Consider the following 12,446-nt stretch of genomic DNA (forward strand, 5'->3'; position numbering starts at 1 on the left):
AAATCTTCTATATAGACATTTATCACTAAATTTTTTGAAAATTCTTTGACAGGCCTCTATTAAAACAGCTATACTATAATCGAAATAGTCAGAAAAAAACTAAAGTTTTCAACTGTCGACTTTAGTAACAAAAACATTAGAGAATGGGGGAGTAATAATGGAGGACAGAGCACAGTGGGGCACTAGAGCAGGATTTATTTTGGCAGCTGTCGGATCCGCAATCGGCCTCGGAAACATATGGCGATTCCCTGCGGTGGCTTATGACAACGGCGGAGGAGCTTTCTTTATTCCGTATTTGATCGCATTACTAACTGCCGGAATTCCATTATTAGTATTGGAATTCACCATGGGTCACAAGTACCGGGGATCCGCACCGCTTACCTACCACCGTATGAATAAAAAGTCTGAGTGGATTGGTTGGTGGCAGGTTTTCATTTCATTTGTCATTTCTACTTATTATGCAGTCATCATTGCATGGGCTATTTCATATTCGATTTTTGCCTTGAACCTAAAATGGGGCGAGGACACAGAAGGTTTCTTGTTTTCGGAGTACTTGAATCTAAGTGCACCGGGAGAAGTAGGGAGTTTGGTACCAGGGGTATTCATTCCATTATTAATCGTTTGGGTCATTACACTGAGCGTACTTTTTAAAGGTGTTAAAAAAGGTATTGAAGTAGCAAACAAAATTTTCATACCAGCACTTGTCGTCTTATTCTTGATCATCGTTATCCGCGCAGTCACATTACCAGGTGCTGCGACTGGTTTAGAAGCTTTCTTTCAACCGAACTTTGATGCGATCTGGGATGGGAAGGTCTGGGTAGCGGCTTATGGTCAGATTTTCTTCAGTTTATCAATTGCATTTGCAATCATGATTACTTACTCGAGTTACTTGCCGAAAAAATCGGATATCACTAACAATGCATTCATCACAGGATTCAGTAACTCAGGATTTGAGCTTTTAGCAGGTATCGGAGTCTTCAGTGCTCTTGGATTCATGGCAGTTGCAGCTGACGTGCCAGTAGCTGAAGTTGTCACTGGAGGAGTGGGACTTGCATTCGTTGTCTTCCCGCAAATCATTAACCAATTCCCTGCTATGAATGAATTATTCGGATTCTTATTCTTTGCATCACTAGTCCTTGCTGGTCTATCATCATTGATTTCAATTGTGGAAACGTATGTAGCTGGATTCTCAGAGAAATTCGGAACTTCACGTACAAAGGCTGTATTTGTAGGTGGAGGACTTGCAGCACTAGTCTCAATCCTATTTGCTACACAAGGTGGATTATTCTTCCTGGATGCTGCAGACTACTTCATCAACCAATTCGGTATTGCTCTTGTAGGATTAGTGGAAGTAATCGCAGTTGCATGGTTCTTGAAGAAACTTACCGATTTCCAGGGACATTCGAATGAAATTTCGGATATCAGCCTTGGTGGATGGTGGAAGATCTGTCTGGGCATCATAACGCCGGTAATCCTCGGTTACATGATGTTCCAACTCTTCAAACAAAACTTGATGAGGGAATTTCCAACGGAGACCGGGAACTACGAAGGGTATTCGAACTTCTTCATTTTCTATTCCGGATGGGCTGTTGCAATCGGAGCTGTAGTAGTTGGAATCCTCTTCTCCTTGAAGAAGTGGAACAAAAATACTTCCCTTGATTCAGAAAAGGAGGTTAACTAAATGTCTGGTGGAGCAATTACAATGATGGTCATCGGAATGGTTGTCCTTTGGGGAGGTTTAGCTGCAAGTATTGCAAATGCGGTGAAAACGTCCAAGCAAAAATAAAATGTAAAAGGATGAGCTGGAAGTTCAGCTCATCCTTTTTTGTCTTGCCACGTTTTCTTTATTGGCTTATTTTTTATTACGATCTTGACGTTCCCATGCTTTGAGGTAGGGATAAGGGTCGAATGACCATTCGTTATAACCATTGTCACGATACATACCATAATGAAGATGCGGAGGGAATTTACCAGCTGTCCCTGGTGGTCCGTATCCAGAGCTCCCGACGTAACCAATCGTTTGGCCGGGCTTGACCACGGAGCCTTTCCCAATTCCTTTTTCGAAACCATTCAGATGCGCGTAATAATGATAGACATTGTTCAAGTCACGGATCCCGACGCGCCATCCTCCAAAACGATTCCACCCTGCGATTTCCACTATGCCATAAGTCGTTGCTCTTACAGGTACACCGTAATCTGCAAAAATATCGGTTCCTTCATGAATACGAAGTCCACCAAATCCCCGGCGGTCTCCCCATGTGTTCCGGAAGCTATAATTAGCCCTGATGGGAACTGGAAATGCACGCTCATAAAGACTAAGCGTTTGATACTCACGGTAAACCTTCGCGATCCCCATGATGATGTCGATGGTCTTATCACGATGGTAATGATCCCATAAACCGATTCTGATGTTTTCTTCATCAAAACCGTATGCCTGAAGGTAATGAGCAAATGTATATAATACATCCTCATCATTATTTCGATCTGCTTTTCCATCGTTATTTCCATCGAGCCCTAAGCCCCCGAATAATGAAATAGTCGATGCATTCGTATCATCCAAATTTGGGTTTAATGGTCCTACCCATTGTATTGGTGAATAGTAAATGCCGATCAATCCTTCTTCTTCTGGAAGGTCTTTTTGGGCACGCCTGATTGATCGTTCATATTGATCGATCGCCCCTAAGTAATACCACGGAATGGAGGTGAGTGCCTCCATTTTATGATAAAGCGCGTAACGCCCCACATCTTCTTTCTGATATGTCTTTTTTGCTTCAGTTATTTCAGTTGTACCAATGCTCACACCTATTATGAAAATGATTAACCATACAATTTTTTTCATACAGGGAATTCAGTCCTTTCCTGTATCATTTCATAATGTTAGTTTGTATTGAATTTGGCAAATAATGATTATCAAATGTTGGAAAACAGGACGTATGCTCGGATAATGGAACTTGAAGCAACAATATGATACAGTAGAAAGGTATTAGATCAACGCATCAGAGTAAGTGTCACTCAATGCCGGAATCTTAAACTAATCCAATATTGGAGTGAGTTAGATGGCGAAAAAAGAAGAACATATTCGAAAGCCCGAATGGCTTAAGATCAAATTAAATACAAATGAAAACTACACCGGTCTTAAAAAGATGATGCGCGAGAAGAACTTACATACGGTTTGTGAAGAAGCGCGTTGCCCGAACATCCACGAATGCTGGGCGGTTCGTAAAACAGCTACATTCATGATCCTAGGTGATGTATGTACGCGTGCTTGCCGTTTTTGTGCCGTCAAGACTGGTTTGCCTAATCAACTGGATTTGAAAGAACCAGAACGTGTCGCTGAATCTGTCAAATTGATGGAACTCAAACATGCTGTCATCACAGCGGTTGCTCGTGACGATTTGAAGGATGGCGGTTCAGGAGTCTATGCTGAAACGGTTCGTGCTGTGCGCCGTGCAAATCCTTTCTGCACTGTTGAGGTGCTTCCATCTGACATGATGGGGAAATATGAAAACTTGAAGACACTGATGGATGCTCGACCTGACATCCTGAATCATAATATTGAAACAGTTGAAAGATTGACGCCAAGGGTCCGCGCACGTGCGACATATGAACGTTCTCTTGAATTTTTGCGTCGGGCGAAAGAAATGCAGCCTGATATACCGACAAAATCAAGTATCATGGTGGGACTTGGTGAAACGAAGGAAGAAATCATTCAAACGATGGACGATCTTCGTGCCAACAATGTTGATATCATGACAATTGGACAATATCTCCAACCGACGAAAAAACACATGAAAGTTCAGAAGTATTATCACCCGGATGAGTTTGCAGAGCTTAAAGAAATCGCGATGTCAAAAGGCTTCAGCCATTGCGAATCCGGTCCGTTAGTACGATCATCTTACCATGCTGATGAGCAAGTCAATGCAGCATCGAAACAGCGTCAACAAGAAGCTAAATAACAAAGTTAAAGAGATCGATTCGTGATGGTAGTAACACCACATGGGTCGGTCTTATTTTCGTTTTATGATCTTTTTATATAAAAAAGAGGAAAGGCAGAAATAAAATCATAATGGGAAAATAGTTAAGACTCCATGCTAAACCACCTGGACAATACAAAAAGCGACCCGCTTAATTTCGGGTCACTTCTCTTATTTCATTCCTTCTGACATCCCTTTGCCTTCCATTTCGCCGTCTTTGTTAGGATCTGTGTAGCCTTGCGGTGATTTTTTCATTTCTTTGATCAGACCATCGATGCTACGTTTAACGTTTGTTGAAGTCTCATCCATATTTTTATAACGTTCAATGTATTCAAAAAGGGTTGTATCATCTGAAACATAAACATGGAACCATCGAGGAACAACGGACATCGCAGATCTTTTCACCATATCAGCTGTTTTTTCCCGGTCCTCCGTTTTTGCGTCATAAACGATAAGTACTTTGTCACTAGTTACGAGTGTAGCTGAATCTCTCACAACTTGATTCTGCATGATCATTCTCGAAATGGTATTAGAAAGCTGTTTTTTATTTATCTGTGGTCCTCCGCCAAAATTACGACGGTCATCGGAAGGGCTCTGAATTCGAGTATAACCGAAGTCATCCGTTGCCTCTTGCTGGGTTTTTCCCGGTGTTCCAGCACGATCTTTAACGTCCAACGTCGGATTCAATCCGTTTCCGTTTGCACCGTCATAATCTCCCTTATCCATTCCACAAGCAGGTAAGAAAAGCATTGTAAATGTGAGACCAGCAATAATGAATTTTTTCATTCACTGTTCACCTCCTACCTATAGATTTTGCTGTAACTTTTATGGTTATACTGTCAGAACTTGTACATCTACCCATAAATCGTGATAAAATAGAAATGTGAATGGAGTGATGAGATTGGTTTGCGTAAACGGAATCAATTATGAAGTTATAGAAGATTTTCGAGATGGATGGAACGAGGAAGAATTTACATCCAGATATAGCGAAATTTTACATAAATATGATTATATCGTAGGGGACTGGGGTTACAACCAGTTACGCTTACGTGGATTTTTCGACGATCAAAATGACAAGGCGAATTACGAAACGAAATTCAGTACAGTACCGGAGTATCTCTTGGAGTTCTGTAACTTCGGCTGTCCTTACTTTATCGTGAAAAAAATCAAAACGAACGAACCAAAAAAAGAATCGAAAAAACCGTCAAACAAAAGAGAGATGAGCAAAGCAGAAAAAGGGAACTGACGCAATGTCAGTCCCTTTTTTCATAGTCCATATAAGGAGGTTCGTCTTCACGATTCGGATCACTGTGCACTGGGTGGGCACCGGGATATTGTCGTGGAATGTCCTGGTGCATCGTCTTGTTCTCATAGTTGAAGGCACTGTAATAACGCTGGTCTTCATCAAATGGCGTCGATTTGCCCAGTTTTGTATTGATTGGAGAGCCGTAAGCACCCTCCGGTAAGTCCTCGGGTAAGACGAAATTATGCATCGTCTCGACGTTAGAGAAATCCGTGTACATTTCATTCTCTTTTCGATAACCTTTTCTTCTTGCCAAAGGACACCACTCCTTCTAGGCTTTGGATAGGTGATACTATCCATTATTATATTGCCCTGGAAGCGTGGTTATTACTGAAGTTAAAAGCTTACATTACATAGCAATCTTTCTTGCTCTTGCACTTAAAGAAAATATAAAATACTTTCTTCAGTATAAGGGCAACTAAGACTCGACCTACAAAAGGCTTGGTCTCGCCAAGTTTTCTTTAAAAGTCGTTGATTTCCGCTCCAGGATACTCGCTTTCCGCGGGGCGTGCTGTGAACCCACTCGTCGCCTTGCGCCCTCAGGAGTCTCCTTTTCAAGGAAGCATTTGTGCTCCTGCGTCTACAAGAAAGTCCTGTCGAAGCGAGCTTCCTCGTCGCATGCCTTTCAAGGAGATTATTCAGGTAGTAGGCACGCTGATCCCGCAGACAAGGAAAGCTTCAGCAGCGTTACATCACACGAAGAAAATGCGATTTTCATTTTCGAGGAGTCTCGTACCTTGCTCTCCAATCACCTTGCACAAGGTGGTTTTTTAAAATGACTCAAAAGCAACAACCTTTTAGAAAGAGCAGCAAAAAAACCACCGGCGGACCAGTGGTTTCCAATGCATTTTATGAAAGGACCTCTTCTTCTAAAAATTCCCGAAGTTCTTGTGCGTCTTCTTCGTTTAAGCTGAACGCATGCTCCAAATAACCCGGTTCTTCTAAATCATCTCGTCCGATGATCGCGAAACGGCCACCCTGGATGTCCAAAATAAGTGGTTTTCCATAATGACGATCCGTTTTCGTAATCGCAAGATCAAACCGTTGATTTTCCCCCATGAAGCTTACAAATCGTGTTTTTGTTTCTTCAACATCATCGTATAAAAAGAATCGTTCAGTCATCTGTATACAACTCCTATTCCATTACTAGGTTCGGCTTGTGATCCAAGTGGTGCTGTGCTTTTATCGAGCGGATCGTCTTTGTCTTGGCTCTCATGACGAGTGAATCCGTTTCGACATAATCGCCGGAGAGGAAGCGGACGCCTTCTAAAAGCTCTCCACTGCTTACTCCCGTTGCTGCAAAGATTGCATCGTCTCCTCGGACAAGGTCATCCAGGTGTAAAAGCTGTGTTGGATCTTCCAGTCCCATGCGGATGCATCGATCTCGTTCTTCATCATTGTGTGGAACGAGTCGTGCTTGCATATCTCCGCCAAGGCATTTGATTGCGGCTGCAGATATGACGCCTTCAGGTGCGCCTCCTGTTCCAATAAAAAGATCGATCCCGGTATTAGGTAAAGCTGCAGCGATGGCGGCACCGACATCTCCGTCTCCGAATAGTTTAACCCGGGCACCTTTTTGACGGATGCGCTCAACGAGTTCTTCATGTCTAGGCCGTTCCTGGATGATGACGGTGAAATCATGCAGTCGCTTGTTATTCGCTTCTGCAACGACATCGATTATTTTTTCAATCGGGTCGGAAAGACTTACTTTACCTGCCGCTGCTTTACCGACAACAAGCTTTTCCATATACATATCAGGCGCATGCAACAAGCTGCCCCGGTCCGCTATGGCGATGACCGCCATCGCATTCGGATGTCCTTTTGCGACAATATTCGTCCCTTCCAATGGATCCACAGCGATGTCGACTTCCGGACCATGGCCGGTACCGACTTCTTCTCCAATATAAAGCATCGGTGCTTCATCAAGTTCACCCTCGCCGATGACGACAGTTCCTTTGAGGTTCACTGAATCAAACATTGCCCTCATGGCTGTAGTAGCAGCATGGTCTGCTTCATTTTTCAAGCCTCGTCCCATCCATTGTGCCGAAGCGATTGCTGCTGACTCTGTTACACGTACAATTTCTAAAGCTAATTCGCGATCCATCATCGTCCCCCTGGTTTTTTATATTTATGTCCTAATAATAAGTCTCCTAGGACAATCATTCGTATGACATATTGCTCTTATTATGATAACAAGGAATTGTCGAATAGAAAAATATTTCATCGAAAGTTAGAATTTTCTAATATTTATGGTACACTAAAAGGACTATGGTGCAACCTCTGAGGTGATAAATTTTGCATAATCAACATAATGACTGGCTTCTATTTTGGAAGCACCTGTTTGCTACGAACCAAAGTCTGCGTTTTTTTCCACCACACTTCTGGTTGCGTAATCCAGTAACACCAATCCTGAAAAAATCATATCGCAGCCACCGTACGCATGTCGTCGTGGTTTTCGATGTGCAGACCTATAAGCATCAGATTGAGCAGTTTGGATTGACTTATGTACAACAATTTGAGAAAGATGTAAGACGGTTGTTCAAAAAAGTTGTTTGTGAAACGGTGAAGGATGATGAAATCTTATTTTTGCAGCAATATTGGGGAGACGATATCGTACTGCTTCTCTCCATACAGCAAGATAAAAATGTCATTCATGAAATCGAGAAATACATAGAAAATATCAAAGCGAATATCAATGAACATTTTTTTGCATACAAAAAAGAGGACGAAGAAAGCTTTCAAACCGGTTATATGGTGATGGACGCACATACCGATCAGCCGTTCCAATCGTTTTTGAATGCGTATCAAAAAGCGCTGGTCATGGCAAAAAAAGGTGTCGGGGCAAAATATAATCATATGGTCCATGCGATTAAAGAAATCATTCAAAAAGAAAATATAACCTTATATTCGCAGCCGATCGTCAATGTCCATGAATTAGACGTGATCGCATGGGAGGTATTGACCAGAGGGCCGGAAAACACGGTCTATGAACATCCTTTACAGCTATTCAGTATGGCTAGGCAGACAAATATGCTCTACCCATTAGAAATGCTCGTCATCAAAAAAGCCCTTGAAAAAATGAGGGGAGAGGATGCGATTTTCATCAATGTCACACCTCAAACGATCGCGCATGAACATTTTATCGAAGATGTGGATGTCATTTTACAAGACCATGAACATATCGATCCCTCGCAAATTGTTTTTGAGATTACAGAGAGTGAATCCGTTCAACGCTATACGCATCTTACGCAGACGATCGATCATCTTCACCAACGTAAAATCAGGATTGCCTTGGATGACACTGGTGCTGGTTATGCAAGTTTAAACTCGATTTCTTTCCTGCGCCCTGATATTATAAAAGTAGATCGTTCATTGATTGAAAACATCAATGGAAATAAGCTGAAGGAGTCTATGCTGCAGGGGCTGATCCACATTGCAAGGGAAGCGAATGCACAAGTTGTAGCAGAGGGCATTGAGACAGCAGAAGAAGCATCCGTCATGAAACGCAATGGTGTTCATATGGTGCAAGGCTTCTTTTACGCCCGTCCAAGATTGATCCCAACTCCCACAGCGGGTTAATGCTTTTAGAAGTCAGGTGATAGGATGTATTTTGTCGATCGGAAAAAGATTGAAGAACTGTTGCGCTTCATGAGTCTGCGTCTCGAAGTGCTCGAAACGGATGAGTTTGATGAAACGATGAAAGACCAGATGGGGTTAGAGCGTCTGGGGCACATGGTGATTGAAACCATCATAGATGTTGGAAATAAGATGATTGATGGCTTTATCATGCGTGATCCAGGAAGTTACGAGGACATCATTGACATTTTAGAGGATGAAAATGTGGTCCCTGGTGAAAATGCAATAGAGTTGAAAAAAGTGATCGCTCTACGTAAAATGCTTGTACAGACTTATACAGAAGTCGATCATAAGCATGTAGAGGATGTACTGAAGGCTAATTTACAAGCTTTGCACGTCTTTCCCGAACAAGTCCGGACTTATTTGACAGAAGAACTGGGTCCTGTATCCGCATTTTTACCAGAAGAGGAATAACATCAAAATTTGAGCTGTCTAAGAGGGACAGCTTTTTTTGTGTGAGTCGAAAAAAAAGTCTAAAAACTACTCTCCATAAGTCTGAAAAATAAGGCTGTAATCGCAAACTATGTTGCTCTTGCACTTAAAGAAAATATAAAATACTTTCTTCAGTATAAGGGCAACTAAGGCTCGACCTACAAAAGGCTTGGTCTCGCCAAGTTTTCTTTAAAAGTCGTTGATTATCGCTCCAGGATGCTTGCTTTCCGCGCGGCGTGCGGTGAGCCCGCAGGAATCTTGTACCTTGCTCTCCAATCAACTTGCACAAGGTGGTTTTTCAAAAATGACTTAAGAACGACACTCTTTTAGAAGAGAGCCAAAAATAAAAATGGGATACTCCATTCGTCAAACAACATTTCTTCATCTATTCCGTGGTATCCTACACTTAACAAAAAAATTCAATTGCATTTGAGGAAGTGGAATGACATGAAATATGAAGGTTATCTGATTGATTTGGACGGTACGATGTATAAAGGGAAAGAAGAGATTGCAGATGCTGTAGAATTTGTGAAGAAGCTTGAAAGAGAGGGCATTCCTTACTTGTTCATTACCAATAATTCGGCAAGTACACGCCAACAAGTGACGGACAAACTTTTAAAATTCGGTGTTCCTGCAACGCCAGAGCATGTCTTTACATCATCGATGGCTACTGCTGAATATATGAAACAGGATCAGCAAGGAAATCGTGTATATATGATTGGTGAAGAGGGACTTCGAGCGCCGATTGAAGCTAATGGTTTTGAAATTGTAGATAACGATGCTGATTATGTGGTTATGGGGATTGATCGTAGTCTTACTTATCAAAAATTGGAGCGGGCATGTCTGGAAATGCGGAATGGTGCACGTTTTCTATCGACCAATAAAGACGTTGCTTTTCCGACTGATCGTGGCCTTGTCCCTGGGAATGGGGCTTTGACCTCTGTTGTAGCTGTTTCAACTGGTATCGATCCGACCTTTATTGGAAAACCTGAACCGATCATCATGGATCTGGCGATGACAAAGATGGGCTTGCCGAAGGAAAAAGTACTTATGGTCGGGGATAATTATTTGACTGATATTTTAGCAGGAATGCGTGCAGGAATCGATACACTTTTGGTCTATACTGGGGTCACGACCAGTGTCGAGGACATCCCACCTAAAGACAGACCAACGCATACGATCGATTCTTTGCATTTATGGGATATCCAATTATGAGGAAATCTTGCGAAGAGGAGTCCACTTTAGTCTGCCTACTCCGTATTTGCAGCTCTATGTGCCAATCGGCTCGAGGCAGCAGCTGCTATTGCACCGACGATATCATCTAAAAACGTATTGCATTTTCCAGTCGTTTTATCATTCAGCACACGTAAAATACCTGGTTTCTGTTTATCGATATAACCATAATTTGTGAATCCGATGGATCCATATATGTTTACAATGGAAAGGGCGATGACTTCATCAACGCCATATAGTCCTTCATCTTTTTTGAGAATATCGAGTAAGGGTTCTTCCAGTTTATTATTTTCAGCCAATACATCGAGTTGGATTCCGGTTAAAATTGCATTTTGTACTTCACGTTTGGCAAGTACCCGATCGACATTATATTTACAGGTTTCAATATCGAGATCTGTATGATATTGGCTTTGCAGAAGATATACGAGTTCTGCAATATCGTTTTCGGTGACTCCTCGGTCCCGCAGCCATCTACGGGCCATGATCTCGACTTCGCTTTGTTTTTCTGGTTTGTTTTCGTCCATAGTCCAGTCCCCAATCTAAGATTTGTTCATTATCATTTACGTCAAGGCTCTACCAAGTTTTCTTCAGTATAAGTACACAAGCTGGTGGCTTCTGAAGTAATACACCGACGAAGGAAATACAATTGGCTTCTTCGATGAGCTAATGGCACAGCCTACCCCTAAGGCTTGGCTGTGCCAAGTTTTCTTAGTATATGGTGTTTAGGTTATGTTATGAACAAAATCAAAAATTGCGAGTAAAAAGATAAACACTCCACCCATCTGTTTCATAAACTATATATACATGGGAGGGGAGTGAAAGCATTTGTTAGAGCGCGAAATATATCACCACTATAATTTATATGTCGATCAACGAACTCGTATTGGGGGATATGAGGGATTTCGTGCACATGATCGCTATTATGTGTTGGTACCGATGATGGATGGGAATTACCTGATGCTGCAGGATATGCAGACCATCATGAATTATTTAAATCAAAAGGGAGAAAAGGATTTGCCTGCCTGGGTGACGAACCAAAGGGGAAGAGTGGTTTCTAGAGTCGAAGGCCAGGATACGATTCTCTTTGAACTCCCGAGGTTCGAACGGTCGGAACGTGGATCGATCGGCCAACAGTTAGGAAAATTCCATAAGGCCGGCGAAAACTTTCCGGTGATGAATGAAGAACTGATCCGTTACAACCAGTGGATCGATCTCTGGACATCCCGGCTTGATCAATTGAAAGAGCGTTATCACTCAATCAGTCAAAATGGACCATCGAGTGAGTTCGACCTTCTATTTTACGAATCGTTTCCTTACTATGAAGGATTGACGGAAAATGCGATTCAATATATTGTCGATTATGAGTATGATCGGAACGGTAAAGAAGAAGGGACGTATACGATCACCCATGAACGATTCCATTCAGGGTCCTGGATTCCGATCAAACAAAACGATAATCTATTCATGAAGTTGCCTCTTAACCTGGTTGTGGATCATCCTGTTCGTGATGTTGCAGAATATGTACGTCATCTGGTCACCCAACAAGCAAAAGGGGATGTGATTTCCGGATTCCTTAGTGATTATACAGAGGAAAAGCCATTAACTAGAGGAGGATGGCGCCTTTTATATGGTCGTTTACTATATCCAGCGACGTATTTTGATGTTGTAGAAACCTATTATAATGCGACCAGATCTCATGAGAGAGAGGGCCTGGCGAATCATCTCAAGTATGTCTTATCACTTGAGGAAAATCACGAATCCTTCATGAAGAATTTCTTTAATATCAGTGGACTTCCACGTGATGTCGTCCAATTCGAGCCAGTTGGATGGTTGACGAAGTCGTAAGAGCAGGAGGGGGCTTTTACGTA

Annotated in this window: 13 protein-coding genes and 1 pseudogene; 8 read left to right on the top strand and 6 right to left on the bottom strand. The window is 42.2% G+C overall.

Translation table 11 applies throughout. From position 1 onward, the window contains the following. Positions 1 to 157 precede the first annotated feature (157 nt). Together N8M93_RS06400 and N8M93_RS06405 are read left to right on the top strand one after the other, a co-directional pair. Positions 158 to 1,681 (top strand): sodium-dependent transporter, encoded by a 1,524-nt coding sequence (locus N8M93_RS06400; protein ID WP_261130436.1) that lies wholly within the window; start codon positions 158 to 160, stop codon positions 1,679 to 1,681. Then, positions 1,682 to 1,786 (top strand): methionine/alanine import family NSS transporter small subunit, encoded by a 105-nt coding sequence (locus N8M93_RS06405; RefSeq protein WP_261130437.1) that lies wholly within the window; start codon positions 1,682 to 1,684, stop codon positions 1,784 to 1,786. Between the two features lie 66 nt (positions 1,787 to 1,852). Here the strand turns inward: N8M93_RS06405 and N8M93_RS06410 are convergent, their stop codons facing one another. Further along, positions 1,853 to 2,839: a M23 family metallopeptidase gene (locus N8M93_RS06410; RefSeq protein WP_261130440.1), complete on the bottom strand. Its 987-nt coding sequence runs from the start codon at positions 2,837 to 2,839 to the stop codon at positions 1,853 to 1,855. 217 nt (positions 2,840 to 3,056) lie between these two features. Here N8M93_RS06410 and lipA point away from each other — a divergent pair, with 217 nt between their 5' ends. After that, positions 3,057 to 3,956, top strand: coding sequence for a lipoyl synthase (gene lipA / locus N8M93_RS06415; protein WP_261130441.1), 900 nt, complete (start codon positions 3,057 to 3,059; stop codon positions 3,954 to 3,956). A 189-nt stretch (positions 3,957 to 4,145) separates the two neighbouring features. On the opposite strand, the gene N8M93_RS06420 is transcribed toward lipA, so the two are convergent. Then, the gene (locus N8M93_RS06420) at positions 4,146 to 4,760 is read right to left on the bottom strand and encodes a YhcN/YlaJ family sporulation lipoprotein (RefSeq protein WP_261130442.1); all 615 of its coding nucleotides are present in this window, start codon (positions 4,758 to 4,760) and stop codon (positions 4,146 to 4,148) included. 109 nt (positions 4,761 to 4,869) lie between these two features. On the opposite strand from N8M93_RS06420, the pseudogene N8M93_RS06425 reads away from it, so the two are divergent. Beyond that, a pseudogene (locus N8M93_RS06425) lies at positions 4,870 to 5,145 on the top strand (YutD family protein); the annotation flags it as partial. Positions 5,146 to 5,227: 82 nt separating this feature from the next. On the opposite strand, the gene N8M93_RS06430 reads toward N8M93_RS06425, so the two are convergent. The 3 genes from N8M93_RS06430 to glpX all read right to left on the bottom strand — a co-directional run bounded on the left by N8M93_RS06430 (position 5,228) and on the right by glpX (position 7,381). After that, positions 5,228 to 5,497, bottom strand: coding sequence for a hypothetical protein (locus tag N8M93_RS06430; RefSeq protein WP_261130768.1), 270 nt, complete (start codon positions 5,495 to 5,497; stop codon positions 5,228 to 5,230). A gap of 629 nt (positions 5,498 to 6,126) precedes the next feature. Continuing rightward, complete coding sequence (locus tag N8M93_RS06435) at positions 6,127 to 6,399, bottom strand: DUF3055 domain-containing protein (protein ID WP_261130443.1); 273 nt, start codon at positions 6,397 to 6,399, stop codon at positions 6,127 to 6,129. A 13-nt stretch (positions 6,400 to 6,412) separates the two neighbouring features. Continuing rightward, positions 6,413 to 7,381, bottom strand: coding sequence for a class II fructose-bisphosphatase (glpX, locus tag N8M93_RS06440; protein WP_261130444.1), 969 nt, complete (start codon positions 7,379 to 7,381; stop codon positions 6,413 to 6,415). Between the two features lie 191 nt (positions 7,382 to 7,572). On the opposite strand from glpX, the gene N8M93_RS06445 reads away from it, so the two are divergent. From N8M93_RS06445 to N8M93_RS06455, 3 genes are all read left to right on the top strand, one after another. After that, complete coding sequence (locus N8M93_RS06445) at positions 7,573 to 8,856, top strand: EAL domain-containing protein (RefSeq protein WP_261130445.1); 1,284 nt, start codon at positions 7,573 to 7,575, stop codon at positions 8,854 to 8,856. Between the two features lie 24 nt (positions 8,857 to 8,880). Beyond that, the gene (locus N8M93_RS06450) at positions 8,881 to 9,327 is read left to right on the top strand and encodes a DUF86 domain-containing protein (protein WP_261130446.1); all 447 of its coding nucleotides are present in this window, start codon (positions 8,881 to 8,883) and stop codon (positions 9,325 to 9,327) included. Between the two features lie 465 nt (positions 9,328 to 9,792). Then, on the top strand, positions 9,793 to 10,560 hold the full coding sequence (locus N8M93_RS06455; RefSeq protein WP_261130447.1) for a TIGR01457 family HAD-type hydrolase: 768 nt from the start codon (positions 9,793 to 9,795) through the stop codon (positions 10,558 to 10,560). Positions 10,561 to 10,595: 35 nt separating this feature from the next. Here N8M93_RS06455 and N8M93_RS06460 read toward each other — a convergent pair whose 3' ends face one another. Continuing rightward, on the bottom strand, positions 10,596 to 11,102 hold the full coding sequence (locus tag N8M93_RS06460; RefSeq protein ID WP_261130448.1) for a phosphatidylglycerophosphatase A: 507 nt from the start codon (positions 11,100 to 11,102) through the stop codon (positions 10,596 to 10,598). A gap of 301 nt (positions 11,103 to 11,403) precedes the next feature. Here N8M93_RS06460 and yutH point away from each other — a divergent pair, with 301 nt between their 5' ends. Continuing rightward, positions 11,404 to 12,423, top strand: coding sequence for a spore coat putative kinase YutH (yutH, locus tag N8M93_RS06465; RefSeq protein WP_261130449.1), 1,020 nt, complete (start codon positions 11,404 to 11,406; stop codon positions 12,421 to 12,423). Positions 12,424 to 12,446 lie beyond the last annotated feature (23 nt).

Source organism: Bacillus sp. Marseille-Q3570 (assembly GCF_946151055.1).
Lineage (GTDB): Bacteria > Bacillota > Bacilli > Bacillales > Fictibacillaceae > Pseudalkalibacillus.